The following is a 24,196-nucleotide window of genomic DNA, read 5'->3' as shown; positions in this document are numbered from 1 at the left end:
GCATAAATATGACAAATCTCGCAGCAGAGAAACTAACAATTGGATATGAAGATCGGACGATTGTAAGCGAATTAGATGTGGTTTTTCCTACAGGCAAGATAACCGCTATCATTGGGCCAAATGGCTGTGGAAAGTCAACAATCTTAAAGACGATGGCCCGTCTGCATCCCGCTTCATCCGGCTCTATATATTTGGATGGAAAGCTGATTCATCAAACACCTACTAAGGAAATCGCCAAAAAGATGGCTGTTTTGCCTCAATCTCCTGAAGCTCCCGGCGGCCTGTCGGTTTATGATTTAATTTCCTATGGGCGAACTCCCTATCTATCAGGGTTCTCGCGGCTATCCCAGCATGACCGGGACATGGTAGAATGGGCTCTTAATGTCACCGGCTTAACTGAATTGAAACACCAAGCTGTCGATACGCTTTCAGGCGGCCAGAGACAGCGGGCATGGATAGCGATGGCGATTGCCCAGGAAACAAATCTCCTGCTCCTGGATGAACCAACTACTTACCTTGACCTCGCTCATCAGCTTGAGGTACTGCAGTTATTAAAACAATTAAACGAAGATGAAGGACGTACAATCATCATGGTCATCCACGATTTAAACCATGCGGCAAGGTTTGCGGATCATTTGGTTGCACTGCGCCAGGGGAAAATTATTAATCAGGGAACTCCTGAACAAGTAATGACTGCCCCTGTCCTGCAAAAAGTATTTAACATCGAAACAGCCATTGTCACTGACCCGCGTACAGGCAAGCCTGCAATGATATCGTATGATTTGATTAAATAGAGGTGTTATCAAGTGACGCAAGATCTAGAAATTTGGAAAGACCTTGAACAATATAATGTTTACCGAAGCGGTGCAACCATGGCAGCTTGTTTCGGTGCTGATTTAGTTCCTTTGCTTGAATTGGCGAGGCAGAGAACCGGTGCAGAACAGCCATACGTCAATGCTTCAATGGTTACCCGTTGTGCCGCATTTATTTTCACTGCCCGTTTATTTGCATTGTGCAAGTACAGGGTGAAGTGGACTGGACAGTTAAGCAGCATCGGGCTGCAAGACCATGTTGGCAATGGGAACTGGTTTCCCCGGTGGGTGTTTTCAGACGGAAGCTGGGAAAAAGTACAGGATGAAGCAGATATTCTCGCAGAGTTAAAAAGAATTCTTTGCATCGATTGCCGCCAAATCGTCAAATCAGTGGCATCTCAGGCAAATAGTCCTCAACATGTGTTGTGGGAAAACATTTGGGGGTATGTGCTTTGGATGTATGTACAGCTTCTCCGTCAGCCTGGTGAACTTGCGGGCAAAGCAAGCAATGATTTAAGCATAGTGCTCGATTCAAAAACTTGGTCTGAAGTTGAACGGTCCTCACCCTTTAACCGCTTCTTGAGAGGAAAAAAACCCGTGGAAGCAATGGATCACTTCAGCCGGGTCACTTGCTGTTACTACTATAAAATACCGGGACATCAAAAGTGCTCCTATTGCCCGAACCTGCAAAAGAAAGAATCTTAAGACGATTTGCTACTTTAGAAATTCAGAACTGTGAACCGTAATTAATTCCGCCATAATTTCCTGGCTTTAAACGGATCAAGATACTAACGGATTGGTAAAACTAAAATATGCTGAGGGCCAATCGGGCCAATTCTTAACACTCCGCTGTCCTGGAATCCGCTTCTTAAATATAAATTTTTGGCAGGTAAATTCTTTGCATTTACGGCCAAAACAATCTCTTCGATCTGCGGGAAGTTTTTTTTCACAAAGTCCGTTAGCTTAAGAAGACCTTTTTTGGCATAGCCTTTTCCCTGATCTGCATGGTTAATGGAAAAAGCCCTGAGCAGCATCGCATGTTCCTTGGTTGTATAAGCTTTGATATCTTCCCCGTCATATAAAACGAAAAATCCTACAGGTATAGAATCAGCCAGAATGACGAGTGGAAATCTATGAATATCCTCAATCGCTAAAGAAAGTATATCAACAGGCAGACCTGTAAATTGCTTTTGTTCTTCGGGAAGATAAAACTTGTTCAGTGTTTCTTTATGTTGTGAATGGTATAAGCTCAGTTCCACTTTTACATCTTGTTTTACATTCATAAAAATCACTCCAAATGAAATCAGTAAATTTGCAAGATAACAATATAACAATAAATGGTAACTGTCAATTCAGAAAAGCGGAAGTGCCTTGGCAAAAGGAACTTCGACTAAGGTTGGCACGTCCTCTGCCAAACGTCGACGCCAGCACATCCTCACAAGGCTAATGCTTTGTTTCATGCGATGTATCGCTGCCGAAGCATTCCTTGTCCTGTCGGCCTCGACTAATTCCAAAAATGTGATCCTTTCTTCCCTGAAAATAAAAATACAGGAAACATTACCTGTATTTTTGTAATTGCATCTATTTATCAGTGTTAACGCCTGCAGACTCTTGGTCGATCGATACATGCTGAGGGCGCTTCGGAAAGTTTCTTTTATTTTGGTCATCAGGACCCGTGAGATCATTCCGCTTGTCCAGGTTTCCGTATTCAACTGGTTTTCTATGTGGCATGGTCTTTCACCTCCTTTTTTAGGATTGGTTTAATAACCAGGCAGGATAACAGGTAATTTCTACATCTGCCAAAACGGGGAATTTTATTTACGATCCGCCGTTTGATAAAATATAGCTATGGAGTGGCGGTTTAACTCATGCAAATATGGAGGTTTTTGAATTGAAGGTTGTTAATAACATCACAGAATTAATCGGGGAGACGCCTGTTGTGCGTTTAAACAGGCTTGTTCCGGAAAATGCCGCAGAGGTCTATGTTAAGCTCGAGATGTTCAATCCCTCGGGAAGTGTTAAAGACCGGGCTGCTTATAATATGATCAAGGCTGCCGAGGAAGAAGGATTAATTAAGCCGGGAGATACAATCATTGAACCAACCAGCGGGAATACTGGGATTGGGCTGGCTATGACAGCTGCAGCGAGAGGCTATCGGGCGATCCTGATAATGCCAGATAATATGACTAAAGAGAGAATCAATATATTAAAAGCATATGGAGCGGAGGTTGTCCTGACTCCAAGTGAAAAAAAAATGCCGGGTGCCATTGAAAAGGCATTGGAACTGCATAAGGAGATCGAGGGCAGCTTTATCCCCCAGCAGTTCGAAAATAAAGCGAACCCGGATATTCACCGTACCACAACAGCGATGGAAATCTTCGAACAAATGGAAGGCAAACTCGATGCCTTTGTCGCAACCGCCGGAACTGGAGGAACCATTACCGGCACTGGAGAAAAGCTAAAAGAACTGCTTCCTCACCTTTATGTTGCTGTTGTTGAACCAAAAGGCTCACCTGTCCTGTCTGGCGGAAAACCTGGTCCGCACAAATTGGTCGGCACAAGCCCAGGTTTTGTTCCTAGTATTTTAAACACAGATGTTTATAACGAAATTTTTCAGATCGCTGATGAAGAAGCGGTTGAAATGTTTAAAAGACTGGCTCGCGAAGAAGGAATCTTTGTCGGCCCATCAGCCGGCGCTGCAGTCTACGCGGCCATTGAAGTGGCAAAGAAATTAGGGCCAGGCAAAAAAGTACTCTGTATCGCACCGGATACTGGAGAGAGATATTTAAGTATGGAGCTATAAAAAATTGTTTTTGCAGAAAGTTCTTCATCAGACCGAGTCACATTGTGATTTGGTCTTTTTTGTATAAACGAATGTGAGCAATCTGTCCGTGTTATTTATTTTGTTGGTTCAATTAATCATGCTTTTACCTCCGCAGCTGCTTTAGCTAGCAGTAATGAACACAATTTTGGAAATAGTTGGATATTAGGCAGGAAAAGTAACAAGATGAGTTCCTATTGGGAGAACTTTAGTTTTCGGGTGTATATTTCACCTTCCTAAATATGAAAAAAACGCTTGGTATTTCATTCCCAAGCGTTTTCTCTATAACCTTTAGGTTAATAACGATAGTACTAAAAAATGTTATTTATTTCTTCCAAAGAACCTGCCTACTGCATCATTAAAATCTTCAAAGAGACCTTCTCCATTGTTATTGCCTCCGCGAAGACCCTCTGCATAATCGGTCATATTGTTATATACATCAGGACTTGTTGATACATACACGTTGTTAATATTTCTGTCGACTTTTCGAATCTGATCAGCAACTTTTTGTTCAAATGCCGTTGAAACCCGGCTATATTCACCGCCGTCGTTTCCGCTAGCACCGTTATTTCCGTTATTATTATTGTTGCCGATATTCATATCACCTAGATTGTTATCCCCCACTCCGGCATCACCATCATTAGCTCCTATAACTCTTCCCGTGCCGTCCGTGTTATAACCGGCTCCATTACCAAGCCCATAACCATTCCCAATGCCATTGTCATTGGCGTCACCAGTTCCGTCATTATTCCTAATTCCTAATGGATTTCCATTATTATCTCCGTTGGCATTGTTGTCCCCGCCATTATTTCCATTCTTGTTTCCATTCCCATTATTCTTCAATCTAACGGCTACATATGCATCATTGTTTGATACAATTACATTCGCGTCATCAACTTCACCCATTTTCTCTACATTGCGTTCCAGCTTGTTGGAAATTCTGACTTTATCATCGTTTCCATTTCCATTGTTCCCAACGTTTCGAGTTTGAACATTGTTACCATTGTTATTTCTAATGCCCATATCCCCTGCATTATCATTATCTCCAGCACAGCCTGCCAATCCGGTCAGCAATACTGCCGAAAGGATTATCTTTGATCCTTTTTTCATCTATGCTCACTCCTTATATATAGTGTTGCAATGATTAGCATGCCAACAACAAAGGGAAACTATTCTGTACTCAGAAAAAGCGGAATGAGGAAATAATTTGTCGGTTTTTGCAAAATTCTACTGTAGAAGTTTAGTCATTTATGCGGTTCAAATATCAATTGTAGATTATTGCAATAGAGTATTTCTAGAGAAGATGATAAGGATTAAGGTTCATAACAAAAAGAAGAAAAGCAGCCTGTTTAAGGCCGCTCGTCTTTTTAACGCAGGGAGTTTTCACGATTAATTGCGAATGTATCGCGGGACAAACCAGCACGATTTAAAAATGAATTAGCATCCGTTCCCAATTGAAACCTATCTAATTCGTCGTTGCTTAAAGTCAATTCTCTTTGAAATTCTGTTCCCTCGATGGGTCTTAGTACACCATTTACATTTGCCATGGATACTCACCCCCTACCTATAATGTGTGAAAGAAGATGAATAACATGAAAGGAAATATTCGGAAATAATATTGTGTTTAGTTCATCACATCGACTAAATGTAATAAGTACGCTATTTCTACTCAGGACGAATTCACATAAAAAGCACCCCAAAGGATGCCCTAAAATACTCACTTATAATTTGTTACTATATTCCGGTTAGACCTTGCTGCATCCACCATTAAAAGAATAGCAGTAATAATATGCATAATCATTCCTACAAACGGAATCCATGCCAGCAGGGAAGTGACAATCCCCAGGATGCTGCCATGCTTGTTTTGATTTTCTTTAGCAGAAAAAACTAAAGTTATGATATGTAAAAGAGCCATTATAAATAAAGGTGTCCAAGCAAAACCGATAACAATTGCACCGCCTAAGACCGGGATACCCAACAAACCTTCCAGTCCTCCTGAAACCCATTTAAGAATCGTTGAAGTTTTCATCTATTCACCTCCGTTATATTCGTACATTTTACCATAAATAATTGGTATTTCCTTTCCATTACATTTATTTCACGCTAACTGCAGCTAAGCAAAAATCTATCCATCACACATAAAAAGATTCACTCAAGCTAACATTAAGTAAAAGGTGAAAGGAGAGATTAATGTGGTTAAATCCAATCCTACAACTAAAGATGATGATAAAAGACCTGATGATAATAATGAGAAAAACCGCCAAAAAAATATTTTGGCAGAGCACAATGCGGAGATGGGAAGGCACCAGTATTCCAAGAAAACTGATCACCTCTAACTAAAAGCCGGATGGATGTAAATCCCGATTTCTGAATTTGAACACTATATATATGGCAGACACCTGCTAGCGCGAAAAAAACTGGTCAAATTTCCTAGACCAGTTTTTCATTATATCGTTGTTTATGGAAATTCTGTTTTATTTATGGACCTGATGCAGAAAAATCCCCATCTCAGCAAAGTCTTCGTAAAAACTAGTTTACCCTTTATAGACTCCATATTTAATGATCGTAAAAATACCATCAACTTGTTTTAATATCTTATCATCCCAGTCATCATCCTCTGCGTCAATTAAGACCGTTTTATTAAATAAATAACCCAATAAATTAAGGTCCAAATTCATATATAAGTAATCGGTATACTTTTTTAGGTAATACTATAAACAAATTTTTAAATAGCAAGGAGGGAAAGGATGCCGCGAAAGCCTGCAGCAAGTAAAGAAGAGTCGGAAAAAGGAAATGAAGGAGTACCTAATGAGCAAATAAATGAAAAAGAAATCGGAAAACTCCATCGAATGTTAGCAGCTGTCTTAAATTATCTGTCAGATGATGAAGTAGAAGAGATTGATATTGAATATCTTCTTAGCAATACAGAAGGACTACGGGAATGGTGGGACCAATATCGTGAAAGCACCAGAAAAGAACTCGAGGCAGAAATCAAACAATCACTTGGGGAGCTGTCACTTGAAGAATTAGAACGTATCCGTGAAAAGATAGAAGAAAAGAAGAAGTGATTTCCTTAGTTATTTACTCTTAACCCGCAATGTGTTTTTCTTTTTGAAGTTACGGGTGTCTTAAACTCCCACTTTACCCTCGATCTAAACTTGAATCCTGGTGAGTTATTTTACTCGGCTTAAAATAAAAGGCTCCCCTACTATCGTCATCCTAATTACGTTCATAAGTTCAATCAGCTTAAGGCTTTATTTATCCACATTGCCTGTCCACTCAAACTTACCGGTGGGGTATATTTTTAATTTTGAAGCCTATCTCTTTTTGCCATTCGCCAGCAAGACTTCCTGATTCTAATCGTGAAGACAGTCCTACGTATTTAATGCGCTATTGGATTCTGATGAGCTCGGTCTGCTGGACTTGAACCATTGATAGCAAAGTCCAATAATAAGACAAGCATCTATTAAATCCCCGCCATAGTACATTAGCATAGCTCCTGTCTCTGCCTGGTGTACGGGAACGTTGCCAGGCGGGTTAGCGTATATGTTCTTGGATAGAATTCCGTGGGCAGCTAAAGCCAATACCAGCACTGCTGTACGATAAATGAAGCTGCTCTTATGGGGTTTCGGATCTATATCAATAAAAGCAATCGCAAAAAGATAGCCCGCGAAAAATATATGTATGTGTATTAAGACATAAACCAGCATACTTTGGTGCATTATGGAGTACAAATTTGTCGTGTAGAGTAGCCACAATCCTCCAACATTTAGCGTAGAAGCAACAATGGGATCGGTATACATACGTACTGGCCAACTTTTCAGAAGGGATGAGATGCGTCTTGCCAGAGTTACATTGATTGTCCGAAGGAGGAGTGTCATAGGCGCAGAAAACACTACTAGGAGCGGAGAAAGCATACCAAGGAGCAAATGAACCAGCATATGTGCTAAAAAGTTTTTATGAGCAAGATCTGCTAACGGGCCCACAACTGCAGAAGCCATACACAACACTCCCAATATCCAAAAAGCAGTCCGGTACAACGGCCATGGTTTATTGCGGTGACCCGATAGAATAGAGGCAAAAATATAAACAGCTATGGCCAGAATAAATGATATAGCCAGGAGAGATTCAAACGAAATTCCATTATCATGGTGGGTGTGGCTATTGGTCATTATGAGACGTCCCTTCCAGTGAATTTCAGCTGGCGGCCCGTCCTAATAACAATAATGAAACCGATGGCCAGCATGGCAGCGGCAAGTATGTTCCACGTGAAATCATAAGGCAGAATATTCACATTATATCGAATTTGGTGTAATTTCATGAGCTTGTGCTGGATAATGCCATCATATAATTGGAATGCGCCTCCGCCCAGCATTACTCCTCCCAGCCACCGTTTAAACCAAAATGCATGCCTGCGATTCAGATCAGCTATAAGGAAAGACGACCCAATAGTAGAAAACCAGCTAAAGGCATGAAAAAAACCGTCCGATACGAGACCTATATCTGTAGTAGACTTGTCATAGAAATGGTGCCAATGCAGCAGCTGATGAAAGACAGCTTCATCTATAAAGCCAACCAAGCCTAGGCCGAACAGAATTCCGGACCATAAATTGCGACTAGAGTATTTAGTGCGATTCTTATCATGTTTATTATTTATTGTAACAACTGTTTCCACCAGTTTATTCTCCCTTCGTTCTACAGGTGATCGTCACTGATGTTCATTTATAAAAACATTATTTATTCTATTTCCAATTAGAACGAAAATAAACGCAGAGGGGTAATCTTAACCAGAATAATTCACTCTGCTTAATAGGTCTTTCCTACCCAACTTGACGCCTGTGATCTAAAGAGGGAGCCTTTAATTAAAGCATTCTCAACAGAACTAAGTAATAAACTCCAAATGTCAGGAAAATAAGGGTTATTAAAATCGATAAAGTAAGAATGACCATTTTGGAGAAAACAAATGTTTGTTCGTTAATCTCCTTTCCTTTTCTGAAATAATTAACGGTTGTTAGGATCAGTCCTATAATCCCTACAACAATAGAGGAGAGTCCAATGACCTTTGCCAGTGTATCACTTGCAGCCACGCCACTGGCCATAGTATTAAAATGCAGGTTGATGATGAGAAAGCCTATCCCGATTATCGCAATGCAAGTTCGTACCCACGCCAGATAAGTACGTTCATTAGCCAAATGCTGCTGAATATATTTCGAGTCTTTTGTGGTTAAATCCATACCTTCCATTGTTTCCGCCTCACTATACTTAGAGTTCCGATGATCTTTATTTCTTATAGTTATTTTTAAAGTACCCATTTTTAATGTTGGATTAAGCTAGAGATGAATAATAATAAGACCAATACAAGTTGTTGATTTACGATGTAAAATAAAAGACGTGGCACCCACGTCTTATTCGGATAATATTAAAAAGCATTTATTCCTACTCTTATCGACAGGCTTACTAGACCTTCCCTTTGGAAAGTTCTTTTATTCTTGTCATAATGGGTGCTTACTGTTCAGAACAAAGTTTTAACGATAGTTCCTTAATATTGTACTTATATCTTCTTAACAAACTCTGATTTCAATTTCACCGCACCAAAACATCTTACAATCAAAATCATGGTCACCGTCAACGAGACGAATGCTTTTTACTTTTGTACCCATTTTTAACACTGAAGAGGAACCCTTTACCTTTAAATCCTTAATTATAGTGACAGAATCCCCATCATTTAACACATTTCCATTCGCATCTTTCGTAATCTTTTCACTTTCCTCATTTTCTGTTTGTAAGTTCCACTCATGGGCACATTCCGGACAAACAAACATGCTTCCATCCTTATAAGTATACTTCGACTGACACTTTGGGCAATTAGGCAAACCTGACATTATATATTCCCCCATCCCTTCACTTTACTCCCATTATATCGGAATGGTCTTTGTTAAATTGGCAATGTTTTTTCATTTAATTTAGACAATAAAAAAACTGGTCAAAATCTTGGCCAGTTTGTTACTAATAAAATATGATTTGTTAAAGTTCAATATTGATTTTTGCACTAAGTTGAGATTGGAGCGGAAATCAACTGGCAAATATATCAGAGCTAAAAAATAAAATTGTATACAAATAACTAGCGGAACCGCTTCGTTTTTATTAATTGAATATGAATTTACCTAATGCAAGTTGAATCTACAAATGATTCAGGTTTCATACCGAGAACTAAAAGACTGATTTTTGCGTAACCGGCATTTTTGAATTCAGCAAAAGTTTGTTTTAACACTTGGTAATCTTGATCATCTTTTAATTTTTGCATTTCTTTTTTATACAAGCGCAGTACAGAGCCATACACAAAATTAGGGGTATATTGACCAGGATCTTCATCCATAATTAAACATCCCATGTAATGATATTTAAATTGGAATGCACGAGTTAGATTAACTATATGCAAAACTTTTTCAAAAAGATTTGGGTAGTCTTTTTTTATCTTTTCAAAGGCTTCTTTGGCGGAGTTTAACTCATCAATACTAGATAAAGTTATCATAAATTCTTCCTCCTCTTATTTATCCCACGGTTTTTCAAGTGAGATATACTCAGCTAATTCTTTACTTTTCTGTCTTCTAAATCTACGAATCTCTGCTCTTTCTTTAGCTGTTTTATAGAGAAATTCTTCTTCTTTTGTTTCTGGAATAACATTTGGAACTTCAACAGGCCGCTTATTTTCATCCAAAGCTACAAAAGTCAAAAATGCCGTAGCAGCAATTCGGCGTTCACCACTCATAATATCTTCGGCGATGACTTTACAAAAAATTTCCATAGAAGTTTTTCCTGTATATGTTACAAACGATTCCACACAGACTGAATCAGTTTGATGAATTGCGCATAAGAAATCGATTGAATCTGTAGATGCAGTCACACACTCTTTCATCCTAGAATGCCTGCGAGCTGATAATGTTGCGGCATCATCCAGCTTTTTCATTAGAACGCCGCCAAACAATGTATTGTAGTTATTTAAATCGCATGATAATACTTGAGCTGTATTTATAATACGGCTTTCTCTCACCTTTTTTGCTTCCATTTAGTAGCTTCCTTTCATGATGTGGATTTCACCTGGTAAATACCATATCCATGTTAATAAAAGGTTTTTCCACCTCACACTAGTGTACGCCTCATGGTTCAGAGAGTAAAATGGTTATATTTTATCATCAGCATAGCTTTTATCTATGTAAACGCTTACAAGTATTCATCATATGTATAAATTGATTAAATGTAAAAAAAAACGGTTCTCCACAAAGAACCGTTTTCCCGAAATATAGAATATCATATAAATTATATGTGAACTAATCTTCTTGATTACCCATTTTAAACTGTTCTATAGTAAAATTCAGCCATTCTGATGCAGCATAGGAGAAGTATTGATCTTTGCCCCAAATAATCGCTAGGTTCCAGCTGATAGTTGGGTTCACCACTGTAACCGCAATTACATTTTTATTTAGCTGGTTACAAACACTTTCCGGCAAAAGAGAAACTCCCAACTTGCTTGCAACCATTTCTTCTATAAATGATCGTTGTGAACTTTCTGAAATAATGTGTGGATTAAAGCCTGCACTTTTACACGAGTGAATAATCCGGTCATTTAGGACAAAGTCCTTATTAAATAAGATGAACGATTCATTTGCCAATTCAGCTAAATTGACTTCCTTTCTTTTGGCTAGCGGGTGCGATGGGTGAAGGATAAGCTTCAGGTCTTCTTCCATAAAGGAAAAATGCTCAAAGATGTCATTCTTAGTCGGAAGAACAATCACACCAACATCAAGAAGATTGTTTGCTACATCTTCTTCTATTTTCTTGGAACCATCCTCAACCAATTGGAACGTAATCCCAGGGTATCTTTCGTGAAATCTGCCAACTATTTTGAGAAAATAATGCGCATTAAATATTGGCGGTAAACCAATGCGTATATGCCCTTTTTTTAACCCTGTAAGGTTATCTAATTCAATTTCCAGATTATTGAATGCTTTATCAATCAATTTTGCTTGCTCCAAAATGATACGTCCTGCATCGGTTAGGGTTAATTGCTTTCGAGACCGATCAAAAAGGGCAACTCCTAGCTCAGTCTCAAGGTTTTTAATCATTTTACTAATGGTTGGCTGAGTAATAAATAGGTGATCAGCCGCCCGGGAAAAACTATTGAAGTTTGACACTTCAATAAAATATTGCAAATGCTTGATATCCAATATCTTACACCTTCTTGCGATTCAATTTGTAGGTTTAAAGCCCGAGAGGAATTTTTATTAATAATAGTAGCTTAAATAGCTTAAAGCCACAAATTTGGTTATCGAAAGGCCTATTCCCAGCTTAATCTTTGTCCAAATTACATTCTTTTTAATTGTATGGAAATATAGAGTTCAATTATAAGTTTTAGTGCATTGAACAAATCAATGAAGTTTAGATATTGGAAGGAAATCGATTCAAAAGATGTTAGAAGGAGCCAACGTAAAGCTGGCACTGTTGTTTCTGATGTAATAGGTGTTTTTGCTCGAGAAATGCTTAACGCGATTGCTGATGGAGAAGAGGATCCTGAAAAACTAGCAGATTTTACACGAAGAACCATGAAAAAGAAAAAAGAGGAACTTTAATTAGCTCTAAAAGGATATATAAGTTCCCATCAACGAATGATGCTTAAAACCATTCTTACTCACATTGACTTCTCACTGATCAAACCGAAATGTTAGATAAGGAAGCGGCTCGGAAAGTCAGTGGCCACCAGGAAGATATTAATTGCTTATTGCTCGTTACCATTCTTTCAATAAATTGGTTGAATAAAAGACTTATAGATTGGGAATAATGTTATCAATAGTAACTTTAAAGGAGGAATTACAATGAAACAGATTACAGAATTCATTAACGAAAACGGGTTTGAGCTCAAGGGGTACATTACTCAACTGTTTGAAAAAGCAGGGGATAAAAATGAAAAAAACTGATCCTATTTGGTCAGTTTTTTTTGTTAAACGATAGTGTTGATATTTGTTTCAACAAAAAGAGACCGAAAAAATTGGTCTTTTTGTTTGTTGAACTAATGCACCCATTAGTTTAAGTACATTACTTCACAATCTTTAGTTTTTCGCATTAAATAAATCCTTTCACTTCTTTTCAACATATAATGATGTAACCTAACTAAAAGGAGTGAAATCACATAGGATATTTCTCTCGCCAGGGGACACTGAGCCCACAATCTCCTCCTCCAACATTTATACCACCAAAACCTTCCGTATCTTATATCGTAGACTGTGTATATCAATACACTTATGTATGGCTTAGAAATGGGAGTCAATTTTGGTTTTATCCAACTCGTGTGGAATATGGTGAGGTATCTGGATATAGGTGGAACGGCGTGATTGAATTTCTATCTAAGTTTACAACTTCTCCTATTCTAGATCCAGTTGAATACATAAACTCGAATAACGCTTTCTCAAAAGTAGAATCACATGCTTCACGCAATAACTCGATTTCCTCTTCTGTTAAAAAATTAGGAATTCTACTTTCAGGCTTCGGTTCTTTTATTGTAGATACTGAGTTTGTAGAAACATATTTCTCTTCTTGAGCCCATTTAAACAATGATTTTATAAATCGAATTCGATGGCAAAGACTAGATGCCTTCAACTCTGCAGCTACTTCTCCAAGATATAGTTTAATAGATTCAGTCGTAATATCAGTAATCTTGATATCACCAAAATATCTAATTAATAAGGATAACTGAACTTTGTATACCTTCAATGTTTGAGAAGAATAGCCCTGAATTTGTTTATCTGCTTTATATAGATTCCAGGCTTCGGATACAAGCATTATGTACAACTTCCCGATCGTTCTTTTACTAACAGTATTCACCTATAAGCTATAAAATATACTAGTTTTATAGTTTTTTATTAAGTTATTGCCCCCGTTTGTTTAAGTATAATATTACACAATCCTGCTTGTCTTTGGCTAATCTGACCCTTTAGTACCCAAAGGGGTACTAATATATTAATGCCAAATCTTTCACTACTCATTATTTAAATAAGAACCTTTGCTATCCCTAGCTGAGAAAAGAAAGATGAAGGTTTAAATGTCATCAATCACGGGTATAATTAATAAGTTCTTTTTTTATCAAGTGGATTATTAGGAGGAGCATAAGAGAAATGCGTACAAAACAATTCTTAGAGAATGAATTAAGAGCTTATCTTAATGAAAATACAGACAAGTTTGAAGAAAAATTACTAAATGAAGCAGTAAATGTTTCAGGAAAAATCAGTGAGATTCTAAATAAGGGGAACATCGATTTATTAAGTAACGCCAAGAAATTAACTTACTATATAATAGAAAGAAATGAAAAAGATTTAATCGCTTTTGCAAACCAGGAGGGGATAGCTTGGGCGGGACAATCATTAACACTTGCTTTGAAATTAGAATGGGTTCAAGCAATCAGAAGAACATTGTGGCAGTTTGTTTTTTCTCTTAACGAGGAAAAAGACAAAACTTTCGAACCTTCAGAATTTTCCGAGCTGGAAAAAGTAATAAATGACCAGATAGACCAATTTCTCAACAATTTTTTCCTTAGTTACTCAAAATATAAAGATGAGATGCTCTTTAAGCAGAGAAAAATAGTTGAGCATTTGTCGGTTCCAATTATTCCAGTCAGTGAAAGTGTTTACGTTTTACCTTTAATTGGTGCAATTGACACTTACAGAGTTGATATAATTGAAGAGAAAGTATTAAACGAAATAGGTTCCAGAAGATTCCAAACCCTTATTATAGACCTATCAGGTGTGGCTGTAATGGATATGGATGTAATTAATCATTTTGAAAAAATCTTAGCTGGGGTATCTATGATGGGCTGCAAAGCCATTATAACTGGAATTCGACCTGACCTTGTTAGAAAGATGGTACATGCAGGAATCCGATTTGAAAAAGACGCAGAAACGAAAGGTACTCTCCAAGAGACTTTAAAGAAATATCTTTAATTACGGGAACAAGACCACTGCAATGGTCTTGTTTATTTTTTATTCACTTTAAAATGCAGGCTTATTGAGTCAACCTGCCCCGTTATCATAATAAGGAATTCTACAAAAAAGGAGGTTAATCCTTCTTAAACTAACGCATCCGTTAGTACAATAAGTGGGTTTTGAAATCTTTTATGAAAACATCATTTTTCCTAGTCTCTGATTATCCCATGACTTGAACCTTTAAGAACTTCTTTTCCTTTTTGATTACGATATACCGTTTTCATTTTCACAGTTTTAAAACCTTCAGATTGCTCAACATTTGTAAGGGTTATTTCGCATGTGATAGTATCTCCAGTAAAAACAGGTCGAATAAATTCACTTACCATTTCTCTAGCGATGTAGTTTAAATCCCCACCAATCTTCGTTCCTATACTTGCAGTTAATAACCCTTGAACCATTAATCGTCCATTTTCATCAGGTTCAACATGATGCTTACCTTGGTCTCCAGAAATTCTCCCGAACTCTAACACCTCATTTTTAGTAAAAGTTCTTTCCCATGTGTAGACATCACCAGTTTTCATAAAAGCCCCTCCAGTATTTAGAATTTTCTGTCTACTAATCATAACATTAAATGAATGGTTGTTCATTCTTTTTTTCTTATTTAACTAACCTCCCCGTTTGTTCAATAACGAATCAACAATCCCTCTAACAAGCCATTGAATCCCCCCTAGTTACAACTCTTTACTTGCCCACTCCCAATACATTTCTCCATTTACTCTTATCATCCGATCCAGCCAAGCGGGAAAATCGCAAAGTAAATCGTATACAGGTATTCCCATTAAAATCAAATGATTCTTATCTGATGAAAGATCGATGTAAAGTCCACCTATATCTTGGACGTAACCAATTGGGAACCAATCATCTTTATATTCCATTGGCACATAGTCACCTGTTTTTACCTTTTCTAATATTGATACCGCTTCTTCTAAGGAATGTACAGCAAACAAAGTACCGTATTCCCAAGAAAAGAATTCTGTTCCATTGTGTAGCCGAAGAAAATTTTTATAGTCTTCAGGTAAACTTTCGTACGTGTTCAGAACATCTTCATCAATTGGTGCATTAAATTTAAAACTCATATCGAAAAGATGCCCGTCACTTGATTGAATGGTTAGAGAGTTTGTATCGCCCAGCCGATTTTTTAAGCCACTCAGTACATTTGCAATACTCGGCTTTGACAAATTCATCCCCTCCGTTTTTATGTTGGTAATTGAACTAACCTCCCTCAATAAAAGAAGCTAATACGGCCGATTTCTTCGTTTTTCTTAGATTTTCATAGTTGTTTACCTAACGGTGAATGTTTTATGTTGGGGAATTATCACTGGAAAGGGTATATTTGAATCCTCAAAGGAAAAAGAGATATAACCCATTAACCCACCTATTACAGAAATTGGTAGATTAGTAAAAATATGATCGCACTGGTGGATGTCCACATTTCTCATGGAGGTCAACCCTCCCATGCCTCAAAGAGTCTTCGCTCTCAAATTCCTTCGTTCAACCTGGTTAAACTACATTTCTTAACAAAGTGAGAATTTCTATCCAGGATAAAATGTTCATTGTCTCTTTTACTGTTACCGTCACATCCTTAGATTTCCTTTCCAGGTAAGGTAAGCGTCTCACCAATTGTAGCTGAATTTCCTTTTGATTTAGCATACCAAGGTGATTTTCCTCCTGATTGGACCTTTACATCCAGTTCAGAGATAAGGTCACCAGTTGAAACGAAAACATTACCTTTACGCAGGCTTTCCATGACGTCTTTATAGTCTTTCTCTGCTTTTACATATGTTTTTGAATATTCACCAGGCCAGAAATCACTACCTCCGTCGCGCCAGTTTACATGGGAGTCAGATGTGGAAGTAATCCACCAGTGCCTTCCTTCCCCTAACATGGAATCCTATAGCCCGCCGACTTTTGCCGTCATTTGGTCAAAACCGCCCATTGTAGGAGCATTTACGTTTCCGTATGAACCACGGGCTCCTTTCGGATCAAGAGAGCCGTCTGGATTAATGGCAGCAGCCTGGTGTCCAGGAGCTCCTTCCATCCCAATGGAGATATTCGGAGCTGTATCGTTCCAATTGCGGAATTCCTGTGGCGTGTCCTGTCCCCACTTATCCATGCCGGTTGCTTAACGTGAAGGATGATGGGCTATATGGATAGGAAGCTCGTCCATTTCCTTCATATAATTTAGAGCTTCAATCATAACCTCTTCTTTATCCCTGCTTCCGTCGATTGGATGAGGGTCACGCTTATTGAATTTGCTTTCAATTTCATACAGTGTCTGGGATTCCTTTTCACTTTTGGGAATAATAATGGAACTGTGGTCAGCAGCTGGTGTGTCGAACTCCATTCCATAGAACTGAAGGACTTCAGGAACTGCTTGCCGAGACTTCAGTAACTCGGGATATGCTTGTTCTAAATTTACCTTTGAGTGGTTAGGACCACCGTGGTCAGTTGTAACCATCCAATCCAGACCGTATTTCTTTGCGTTTTCAGCATTCTTTAAGGTTGGGTAAATGGCATCCCCGCCTCTGATGGGAGTTGGAGGGTTTGTGGAGTTGTCCCAGCTCACACTCCACTCGCTATTTATATGGTGATCTCCTGCTAGCCAACTGGGTTTGTTCTTCTTCGATTCTTCTTTTGAGAAACCTCTCGCTTCCGCCTTTTGATCGCTTCCCTCATTAAAAAAGCTTTGCGTTGTAAGTGCTGTGGCAGCAAGAACCGTTGTTGCAAGTATAGGAATAGCCTTCTTTTTCAATCCGGATTTCATGTTCCCAGTCCCTTCGCTAATGTATTTCATGCAAAATTGTAGGAAAATTTTGTATAGAGAATATAAATGCACGGTAAAAACAGTGTTAATATTCTGTTACTTCTTTCCGGTATTTTCAATATCACCGGTCGCCTGATACCTAGCGATTTCCTCGCTGGAAGTGGTGCCCTACAGTCCCATGCCTCCCAGCTCTACATGAATATCTTGTTTTAAACCATTTCGCTTTTGATCCATGATCCTCACCTCCTGAAGAAAATGTAACCATTATGCAAAATCTTAATAGTAGTGTTTTTTCCGTGCTAGTTTTTAGAGAATTGCCTTTCACTTGCTTTAAGGGTTGCATGAACATTAATAATGCCTGTATCAATGATCACTGCTGGATCAAAAAATACAGGCTTTTTTATTTACCTATTGCTATGATGTATCTGCTAAAAAATTCAAATGACAGGATAGTTAAAACCATAACGCGGGTTGGTGTAAAATGGCGGTCTCCAGCCGATTTCAGGCATTGGCCAGGAATGAGCGTCATATACCATCGTTACCTTGGCGTCTGAGTGGTTGACCAGCAAAAGTCTTACTTCTGGATTAAATTCAAATTGCAAAGCTTTAGCCCCCTCTAGTCATTAATTCTTACGTGTTACCTTATTCAATCCCTTTCAATGTGGAGCCAGTACTACCCTGCCTATTAATAGTAGGTACAGGCTCCTTCGCGAATAACTTTCTCTGTTCGTGATTTTTGGCATTTTACTTTATTTAGGAACATGCACTTCAATTTCTATTGCCACATACGGTAAACAGAACGTTTAAAACCCAGGAGGATTCCAATGAACAGAGAAAAAGAAAATCGCGAAATGCCTGAAAACGATGAATATCAAATGGACTCAATGGACCAAACGATGAACCAACAGTATAGCTACGATTACCAACAAACGAGTGAAATGCCGAAATATCAAATGCCGCAGTATCAGTTCCCCCCGTACCCAATGAACCAATATCAACATGATAACGGAATGCAGATGGGGCAGCTGGATGAAATGAAACTGCAACAGATTCAACAGCTGCAACAAATGTTTGATGCGAACAAAGTTGAACATCCATACCCGATGTACCCTAACTATGGGCGAATAGTCCGATATGAGGAAATCCCATTAAACTTACCAGAACAGCGTCAGCTCTTTCATCCTGGGGTTGAAGGGTTAATGGTTCCCCGGCCGATTATTGAAAATCCAAATTATCGAGGAAGCGGGAAACTAAAAGGAAAGATTGCGCTCATTACAGGCGGTGACAGCGGAATTGGCGCGGCCGTAGCTATTGCTTTCGCCAAGGAAGGTGCCGACGTAGCTATTGCTTATTTAAATGAACATGAGGATGCAAACCGAACAAGAATGAGAGTCGAACAGCTAGGTCAACGCTGTTTGTTATTGCCGGGTGATTTGCGGGATAAAGGACAGTGCATCGCCATTGTAGAGGAAACAATAAGGATGTTTGGATGCCTGGATATTCTCTGTAACCATGTAGGTATCCAATTCCAGCAAAAGAGCTTACTTGATATTACTGACGAGCAATTTGATGACACCTTTAAAGTAAACATTTACTCACATTTTTACACAACGAGAGCCGCACTTCCCTATATGAAACCCGGAAGTTCCATCATCCAAACTTCATCTGTAGTAACCTATGTCGGAGAAAAACAAATGATTGACTACACTGCTACAAAGGGTGCCAATGTTGGCTTTACACGTGCATTGGCGAAAAACGTAGTAGATAAAGGCATCAGGGTAAATGCCGTTGCACCTGGCCGGATTTGGACTCCTTTGATCGCCGCTAGTTTCTCATCAGACACAGTTGCCGTTTACGGAGCTTTTAATCCAATGCAGCGTGTGGCTCATCCATTTGAACTGGCGCCAACCTATGTTTATCTGGCTTCCGATGATTCTCGTTTTGTAACCGGCCAAGTCCTTCATGTAGATGGTGGGGAATCGACGCATTCTTAATAGCAAGCAGTCAAGCTGGAGCAGTAATATATAATGGATTTATCTTCCATTTTTAAAAGTGCTTTTTTGTTATAATGAAAAAATATTCCTTTAATAGCTAAATGTAAAGAAATTACATGGATTGACCCTTATAAAAAAGGAGTGGCAAAGCAGGAGCGTTAAAGCAGAGGCAAAACGGATGAAAGGCGCTTTAGGCGATATACTCGGTTGCAGAACCATTTTGCATGGTTTATTACATTTCCGCTCTGACAATTTGGCCTAAAGATTAGGGCATTCCTCTTATACTTTTGCCATTCCATGGAATTGAGTTCAAATAGCCAAATCATGGGATGGCTTTTTGTAATAAGCGTTGTACATATCGTGCTTTTAAAGCATTTTGTTTGAGTCACTGTTGATTCAGGCTGCTTAAAAGGGATGTAGCATATATCCCTGATGCCATATCTCCGTGCAATTTATGATGTAGAGATGCAAATAGACTGGGGTTTATATTTCCTCAGAGTTTACTTTAATCACTTTCAGAAATAATCTATCCGATTTTAACAATAATCTATCCAATTTGATGATTAATCTATCCAAAAGTCACGCTAATCCTATTATCATGCCAAGTAAATCTTACCTAACCAAAAAAAGGGCTGATCTGTAACAATGTATGCAACAAGTCATCCTGGACTTAAAAGGTTTATATATTCTCAATTTCATAAGCACGCCAGCGTACGAACCGCTCCAATAAAATAGAAATCACCACACCAGTGATAAGCCCATTTGAAATGATCGGCTGGATTACAACGGGAAGATCTGTGAACATGGCTGGAGAAGAATTCATTAGACAGACTCCTGTCAGAACTGGCACTGCAATGGGAGCCAATTTCAAATATCAACTGAATTAAGTGATAACCAAACCAAGCATAGCAACTATACTATAATTGTTCTGATGTAATAAGCGGAAGGTTGAAGTTCAGTGTCTGTCATGATGAATTCATGGCTTTTCATTAAATTTTGCATTATTGATGCAGATAATGTTGCGGTATCATATGCGCAAACTGATAATAATCCCATTTCATTTACGCTTTTATTTGCTATTTCTTCAAATTGTTTTATTTTTTGTTCTATTTCTAGCTGGCGCCTCCATTCTACATGAGCCCATGTTCGAATGTTAAAGTTTTCATCAAGGAACGGTTTTAACATTTCGTAAAAATGCGCTACAATTGTTGGCGTATGAAAATCCCCGTGTTGACAGTAGAAAGCAAAGTTGTCTGTATAGTGTACGTTAGACAATTCTTCATCGGTAAGCACTAATCTAACTTTATTAAATATCCTTACAGAAATACTTTCATTTTCGATAAATATTATATGGTCTCCTTGTTTAATACCGATGACTATAAAAGAAACAGCATTTTCAATATAATGGTCAATTTGCTCAAAGTGATAAAATATATGTTCTCCATTGGTTAATTTCAAATTATATTCCACGTTATTTTGTCTCCCTTTAAATTCTATTGTGCACAAAACAAACTTGAAGACAATTGAATCTAGGAATAAAAAAATATTTTATCACAAACCGTCATTTACCTAAATATACCATCAACATGGACACATGTCAGGACTTATCTGCAATATTCCCTATAATTTAAGGATTTGGCTTTGGTTCATTTGGGTAAAAAATATTTCTTTTACTGTTTTCCCCCCTCAATAGGCAGCAGTGATTTACATGGTATAACAAGCACCTTTTCTTCTATTGCATATTGAACTAAATTACCCTGCCACTTTAGCTCAAAAACATCGACCTTTCCTCGTCATTATATAAAGAATTAATCCAAGGAGCGTTGAAGCTATAAAAACAATTAAAACTTTTTTAGCAGAAACTCTGCTAACGAAAGTATCCTCACTTGTTTTCTCAATATAGAGGGCTGTCCACCACTCCTTTCCAGTAGAAAAATAAAGAGATAACAATTTTTCTATTCAATATTGATTTCCCCATAGAATAATATTCGATTTTTTAGGTAGGTTCATTTGTTCGTCCTAGTCACTAATTTATCAGTAAAACTTTTTCTTAGCAGCGGGGGGCATTAAGAACTCCCGACATTTTGTCTTTCAAAAAAGAACCAATCCTGCCCAACAAAATATGTTGAAGGATTGGTTCTTTTTTTACATAACATCATTTTAATTATTTACCCCTCATGTCACGATTGAGTTGTTTATGGCATGATGAGTTGTCTATGTCAAAACTGAGTTGTATTGGACACCCCACTTAATTTCAAAGGCTCTTTCATCTTTTTTAAAAGGGTACTGTTTACAAAATCTGACAGCTCTTCTTCAACTAACGCACCAAATAGTTTAAGTACACATATTTCGCAATCTCTTGAAATTTTCCAATAAGCGCTATACGTTGTAAAAGCATAAAATTTCCTCAGTATACAAGAAAGCCGAGCCGACTATATCAGAAGCTCGGTTGTTGTTTATATATATTTTCCGTTTCAAATCTCTATAAAAGTATGTCTGACCATAATTTTATAGAAGTCATGAGAATTAAAAGCGCTAAAGACCATTGAAGAACTTCATTGTTAAGTTGCTTACTTGCCTTAACTCCAAGCGGAGCAGCAATCAAGCTGACTATCACAATCAGAATGGAAGGCAGGAAAAGAACTTGATTGGTGGTTACTTTTCCAATGACTCCCCCTATGGACGATACAAAAGTGATGGCCATTGAAGTAGCAAGTGTCATCCGCATTGGAATCTTTAGAACAGTGAGCATGATAGGGATTAAGATAAATGAACCCCCAGCTCCAATGATACCAGACACAAGTCCGACAATGAACGCAAGTACGGCCGCCAGCTTTTGATTGAAACCTGTATATGTGTCTCCTGGTGTATCATTTGTTGGAATAAACATTATGATAGCCGCAAGAAGGGCCAATACCCCATAAATCACATTCACATAGATTTCGGAAATATACCGGGATATATACCCACCTAACAGACTGCCAATAAATATACTGGAACCCATGATCATAAACAAAGGCTTGTTAATGTATCCGCCCTTTCGATAACACCATACACCGCCTAGGCTGGCAAAAAACACCTGCACCGCCACAATCCCAGCAGCCTCATGAGCTGTAAACCCTTCTAAGCCCAGCATCACGGGAATATACAGAAGGATGGGATAGTTAATAATTGCCCCGCCTATTCCTAACAATCCTGAAGAAAAGGAGCCTATAAAGCCGAGGATAAGAATGGTTATAATAAATGCAGAATTCATATCTATCTCACCTCCAAAAGGAGATCGCGCAGATCTCCCTTTAATTATTGCCCTTTTTAATCCAAAACTTTAGTACGCCGCCCTCTTCTTGTGTATCCAACAGTTCGTGACCTCCGGAAGTGGACCAGGCGGCCAGGTCTGCCTTGGCCCCTTTATCCGTCGCGTGGATTTCAAGCACTTGTCCGGCTTGCAATTCATTCATTGCTTTTTTTGTCTTCACAATCGGCAGCGGACAAGCAAGTCCTTTTGCATCTAGTATTTTATCTGCATTCATTCTGTATCTCTCCTTCTATAAGTCTATTTTTCTTGTTAATTTATCTAATGGCACAACGGTTTGGGCCTATTTCCATTTCATGTTGTTTCTCTGTATCAGGACTTATCTTCCCCATGTTTGTTTCTCGGATTTCCTGATAGGAATTAGGTTGTGGAGGGAGATTGCCGGTTACCATTTTTCTGAATTCCTCCTCATCCGCAATGTTCAATCCATGATTTTGAGAAAGCAGCGTTCCTAACTTTGCCGCCACCGTTCCATCATCATTGAGCTCATCATTTGTCATGAAATGAGCTGGCAACACTATCAATTCTTTTGAAAGCTCTCTGTAGCGTTGATATAACGTTTCTCTTAAGTCCCCGACCCAATCTTCTGCCAACCCCGCCAGGTCTGGTCGCCCGATGCTGTCGATGAATAGAATATCACCGGAAAGCAAGTATGATTCATCCACTACAAAGGAAGTGGACCCGATTGTGTGACCTGGTGAATACAATGCAGCAATGTCTATAGATGTATTTCCCAACACAATCTTGTTTCCATCTTCCAATGCCTGATAAGGAAACGTTACTTCTTCCGCATCCTTAGGCGGCAGCCAGTAGACTGCATTTACTTTTTCAGCAATGGATCGGCCGCCTGAAATATGGTCTGCATGAAGGTGAGTATCCAATACATGAGTAATTTTCGCTCCAATGCTTTCAGCAAATTCGATATATACTTCTGTCATACGCGAGGCATCCACAATGGCTGCCTCGCCGTTTGAAACAACCATGTAAGACAAACATCCTTTTCCGACACGGATGAATTGATAGATAGTTCCGCCGTCCCGTAAGCTGCCCGCTTTCACAGGTTCCAGATATTCACTCCAAGCTTTCATACCGCCCTGCAAGTAAAAAACATCACGCCCTGCTTCCGCCAGCATGTCGGCGATCATAATGGAGGAACCTTCCTTCGCACATACCACAATAACCTCTTTATCGGTTGGAATTTGGCTAAGAATTTCGTCTACTCCATCAAGCAAATCAAAGTATGGAACATTCAGATACTCGAACTTCCGACCTTCAATTTTCCAATCATTAAAGTCGTTTTGATTCCTCACATCCAGAATAAAGAGTGGTTCTTGATTCAATATTTTCTTTGTGACTTCTTCTAAAGTCATGGGTTTCATGCTCATAATGCCCAAATACCCCCTGTGGTATATTTTTTATCAAAATTTTTTTCTAGCCTTCTAAAGACGAAACTGGTTAACCG

General features: G+C 38.6%; 31 protein-coding genes and 1 pseudogene. 8 read left to right on the top strand and 24 right to left on the bottom strand.

Annotated elements, in window-relative coordinates:
* The first annotated feature begins 8 nt into the window (after positions 1-8).
* Together CVD28_RS20330 and CVD28_RS20325 are read left to right on the top strand one after the other, a co-directional pair.
* The gene (locus CVD28_RS20330; RefSeq protein ID WP_101595887.1) at positions 9-794 is read left to right on the top strand and encodes an ABC transporter ATP-binding protein; all 786 of its coding nucleotides are present in this window, start codon (positions 9-11) and stop codon (positions 792-794) included.
* Positions 795-806: 12 nt separating this feature from the next.
* On the top strand, positions 807-1,517 hold the full coding sequence (locus CVD28_RS20325) for a (2Fe-2S)-binding protein (RefSeq protein ID WP_101595884.1): 711 nt from the start codon (positions 807-809) through the stop codon (positions 1,515-1,517).
* Between the two features lie 83 nt (positions 1,518-1,600).
* Here CVD28_RS20325 and CVD28_RS20320 read toward each other — a convergent pair whose 3' ends face one another.
* Together CVD28_RS20320 and CVD28_RS28265 are read right to left on the bottom strand one after the other, a co-directional pair.
* Positions 1,601-2,095, bottom strand: coding sequence for a GNAT family N-acetyltransferase (locus CVD28_RS20320; protein ID WP_101595881.1), 495 nt, complete (start codon positions 2,093-2,095; stop codon positions 1,601-1,603).
* Positions 2,096-2,393: 298 nt separating this feature from the next.
* Entirely contained in the window at positions 2,394-2,543 is a 150-nt protein-coding gene (locus CVD28_RS28265; RefSeq protein ID WP_180954250.1) for a hypothetical protein, read from the bottom strand.
* 145 nt (positions 2,544-2,688) lie between these two features.
* Between CVD28_RS28265 and cysK the strand changes: the two genes are divergently transcribed.
* On the top strand, positions 2,689-3,615 hold the full coding sequence (gene cysK / locus CVD28_RS20315; RefSeq protein WP_374702555.1) for a cysteine synthase A: 927 nt from the start codon (positions 2,689-2,691) through the stop codon (positions 3,613-3,615).
* Between the two features lie 339 nt (positions 3,616-3,954).
* On the opposite strand, the gene CVD28_RS20310 is transcribed toward cysK, so the two are convergent.
* The 3 genes from CVD28_RS20310 to CVD28_RS20300 form a co-directional block, all read right to left on the bottom strand.
* Positions 3,955-4,743 (bottom strand): YhcN/YlaJ family sporulation lipoprotein, encoded by a 789-nt coding sequence (locus tag CVD28_RS20310; protein ID WP_101595877.1) that lies wholly within the window; start codon positions 4,741-4,743, stop codon positions 3,955-3,957.
* A gap of 257 nt (positions 4,744-5,000) precedes the next feature.
* Positions 5,001-5,180: a hypothetical protein gene (locus CVD28_RS20305; protein WP_101595875.1), complete on the bottom strand. Its 180-nt coding sequence runs from the start codon at positions 5,178-5,180 to the stop codon at positions 5,001-5,003.
* A 170-nt stretch (positions 5,181-5,350) separates the two neighbouring features.
* Positions 5,351-5,662, bottom strand: coding sequence for a hypothetical protein (locus tag CVD28_RS20300; protein ID WP_101595873.1), 312 nt, complete (start codon positions 5,660-5,662; stop codon positions 5,351-5,353).
* Positions 5,663-5,825: 163 nt separating this feature from the next.
* Here CVD28_RS20300 and CVD28_RS20295 point away from each other — a divergent pair, with 163 nt between their 5' ends.
* Together CVD28_RS20295 and CVD28_RS20290 are read left to right on the top strand one after the other, a co-directional pair.
* On the top strand, positions 5,826-5,969 hold the full coding sequence (locus CVD28_RS20295) for a DUF3941 domain-containing protein (RefSeq protein ID WP_101595871.1): 144 nt from the start codon (positions 5,826-5,828) through the stop codon (positions 5,967-5,969).
* Positions 5,970-6,380: 411 nt separating this feature from the next.
* Complete coding sequence (locus CVD28_RS20290; protein WP_101595869.1) at positions 6,381-6,701, top strand: hypothetical protein; 321 nt, start codon at positions 6,381-6,383, stop codon at positions 6,699-6,701.
* 306 nt (positions 6,702-7,007) lie between these two features.
* On the opposite strand, the gene CVD28_RS20285 is transcribed toward CVD28_RS20290, so the two are convergent.
* From CVD28_RS20285 to cidR, 7 genes and pseudogenes are all read right to left on the bottom strand, one after another.
* A complete protein-coding gene (locus tag CVD28_RS20285) occupies positions 7,008-7,805 on the bottom strand; it encodes a cytochrome c oxidase assembly protein (RefSeq protein ID WP_101595867.1) in 798 nt (265 codons plus the stop codon).
* Positions 7,805-8,308, bottom strand: a complete 504-nt coding sequence (locus tag CVD28_RS20280) for a DUF2243 domain-containing protein (protein ID WP_257985935.1) — start codon at positions 8,306-8,308, stop codon at positions 7,805-7,807. The genes CVD28_RS20285 and CVD28_RS20280 overlap by 1 nt, the downstream gene beginning before the upstream one ends.
* 187 nt (positions 8,309-8,495) lie before the next feature.
* Positions 8,496-8,876: a YidH family protein gene (locus CVD28_RS20275; RefSeq protein ID WP_101595865.1), complete on the bottom strand. Its 381-nt coding sequence runs from the start codon at positions 8,874-8,876 to the stop codon at positions 8,496-8,498.
* A gap of 308 nt (positions 8,877-9,184) precedes the next feature.
* A pseudogene (locus CVD28_RS20270) lies at positions 9,185-9,515 on the bottom strand (zinc ribbon domain-containing protein YjdM).
* 278 nt (positions 9,516-9,793) lie between these two features.
* Positions 9,794-10,165 (bottom strand): hypothetical protein, encoded by a 372-nt coding sequence (locus tag CVD28_RS20265; RefSeq protein ID WP_101595863.1) that lies wholly within the window; start codon positions 10,163-10,165, stop codon positions 9,794-9,796.
* Positions 10,166-10,180: 15 nt separating this feature from the next.
* The gene (locus CVD28_RS20260; protein ID WP_101595861.1) at positions 10,181-10,699 is read right to left on the bottom strand and encodes an acyl-CoA thioesterase; all 519 of its coding nucleotides are present in this window, start codon (positions 10,697-10,699) and stop codon (positions 10,181-10,183) included.
* A gap of 262 nt (positions 10,700-10,961) precedes the next feature.
* Positions 10,962-11,858 (bottom strand): cidABC operon transcriptional activator CidR, encoded by an 897-nt coding sequence (gene cidR, locus CVD28_RS20255; RefSeq protein ID WP_101595859.1) that lies wholly within the window; start codon positions 11,856-11,858, stop codon positions 10,962-10,964.
* Positions 11,859-12,050: 192 nt separating this feature from the next.
* On the opposite strand from cidR, the gene CVD28_RS28260 reads away from it, so the two are divergent.
* On the top strand, positions 12,051-12,260 hold the full coding sequence (locus CVD28_RS28260) for a hypothetical protein (RefSeq protein ID WP_180954249.1): 210 nt from the start codon (positions 12,051-12,053) through the stop codon (positions 12,258-12,260).
* A 703-nt stretch (positions 12,261-12,963) separates the two neighbouring features.
* Here the strand turns inward: CVD28_RS28260 and CVD28_RS20240 are convergent.
* Positions 12,964-13,467: a tyrosine-type recombinase/integrase gene (locus tag CVD28_RS20240; protein ID WP_257985934.1), complete on the bottom strand. Its 504-nt coding sequence runs from the start codon at positions 13,465-13,467 to the stop codon at positions 12,964-12,966.
* Between the two features lie 332 nt (positions 13,468-13,799).
* Between CVD28_RS20240 and CVD28_RS20235 the strand changes: the two genes are divergently transcribed.
* A complete protein-coding gene (locus tag CVD28_RS20235) occupies positions 13,800-14,621 on the top strand; it encodes an STAS domain-containing protein (RefSeq protein WP_101595857.1) in 822 nt (273 codons plus the stop codon).
* A 191-nt stretch (positions 14,622-14,812) separates the two neighbouring features.
* Here the strand turns inward: CVD28_RS20235 and CVD28_RS20230 are convergent, their stop codons facing one another.
* The 6 genes from CVD28_RS20230 to CVD28_RS28255 all read right to left on the bottom strand — a co-directional run bounded on the left by CVD28_RS20230 (position 14,813) and on the right by CVD28_RS28255 (position 18,029).
* On the bottom strand, positions 14,813-15,184 hold the full coding sequence (locus tag CVD28_RS20230; protein ID WP_101595855.1) for an FAS1-like dehydratase domain-containing protein: 372 nt from the start codon (positions 15,182-15,184) through the stop codon (positions 14,813-14,815).
* Between the two features lie 150 nt (positions 15,185-15,334).
* Positions 15,335-15,841, bottom strand: coding sequence for an SMI1/KNR4 family protein (locus CVD28_RS20225; protein ID WP_101595852.1), 507 nt, complete (start codon positions 15,839-15,841; stop codon positions 15,335-15,337).
* Positions 15,842-16,245: 404 nt separating this feature from the next.
* A complete protein-coding gene (locus CVD28_RS28515; RefSeq protein WP_219621205.1) occupies positions 16,246-16,548 on the bottom strand; it encodes a hypothetical protein in 303 nt (100 codons plus the stop codon).
* A gap of 6 nt (positions 16,549-16,554) precedes the next feature.
* Positions 16,555-16,776 (bottom strand): hypothetical protein, encoded by a 222-nt coding sequence (locus CVD28_RS28510; RefSeq protein ID WP_219621204.1) that lies wholly within the window; start codon positions 16,774-16,776, stop codon positions 16,555-16,557.
* A gap of 9 nt (positions 16,777-16,785) precedes the next feature.
* Entirely contained in the window at positions 16,786-17,427 is a 642-nt protein-coding gene (locus CVD28_RS28505) for a hypothetical protein (protein ID WP_219621203.1), read from the bottom strand.
* Positions 17,428-17,864: 437 nt separating this feature from the next.
* Positions 17,865-18,029 carry a hypothetical protein gene (locus CVD28_RS28255; protein WP_180954248.1) on the bottom strand — a complete coding sequence of 55 codons (165 nt, stop codon included), beginning with the start codon at positions 18,027-18,029 and terminating at the stop codon, positions 17,865-17,867.
* A 414-nt stretch (positions 18,030-18,443) separates the two neighbouring features.
* On the opposite strand from CVD28_RS28255, the gene CVD28_RS20215 reads away from it, so the two are divergent.
* Positions 18,444-19,421 (top strand): SDR family oxidoreductase, encoded by a 978-nt coding sequence (locus CVD28_RS20215; RefSeq protein ID WP_101596031.1) that lies wholly within the window; start codon positions 18,444-18,446, stop codon positions 19,419-19,421.
* 679 nt (positions 19,422-20,100) lie between these two features.
* Here CVD28_RS20215 and CVD28_RS28250 read toward each other — a convergent pair.
* From CVD28_RS28250 to CVD28_RS20195, 5 genes are all read right to left on the bottom strand, one after another.
* On the bottom strand, positions 20,101-20,244 hold the full coding sequence (locus tag CVD28_RS28250) for a hypothetical protein (protein ID WP_180954247.1): 144 nt from the start codon (positions 20,242-20,244) through the stop codon (positions 20,101-20,103).
* Positions 20,245-20,333: 89 nt separating this feature from the next.
* Positions 20,334-20,891 (bottom strand): MEDS domain-containing protein, encoded by a 558-nt coding sequence (locus CVD28_RS20210; protein WP_180954246.1) that lies wholly within the window; start codon positions 20,889-20,891, stop codon positions 20,334-20,336.
* A 1,012-nt stretch (positions 20,892-21,903) separates the two neighbouring features.
* On the bottom strand, positions 21,904-22,677 hold the full coding sequence (locus tag CVD28_RS20205) for a sulfite exporter TauE/SafE family protein (protein ID WP_180954245.1): 774 nt from the start codon (positions 22,675-22,677) through the stop codon (positions 21,904-21,906).
* A gap of 40 nt (positions 22,678-22,717) precedes the next feature.
* A complete protein-coding gene (locus CVD28_RS20200; RefSeq protein ID WP_101595846.1) occupies positions 22,718-22,951 on the bottom strand; it encodes a sulfurtransferase TusA family protein in 234 nt (77 codons plus the stop codon).
* A gap of 40 nt (positions 22,952-22,991) precedes the next feature.
* Positions 22,992-24,119 carry an MBL fold metallo-hydrolase gene (locus CVD28_RS20195; RefSeq protein WP_101595843.1) on the bottom strand — a complete coding sequence of 376 codons (1,128 nt, stop codon included), beginning with the start codon at positions 24,117-24,119 and terminating at the stop codon, positions 22,992-22,994.
* Positions 24,120-24,196: the final 77 nt, after the last annotated feature.

Origin of the sequence: Bacillus sp. M6-12, from assembly GCF_002860285.1 — a bacterium.
Classification (GTDB): domain Bacteria; phylum Bacillota; class Bacilli; order Bacillales; family DSM-1321; genus Peribacillus.
Note: the sequence above shows the minus strand (reverse complement) of the source record. Positions and strands in the feature narration are given on the sequence as shown.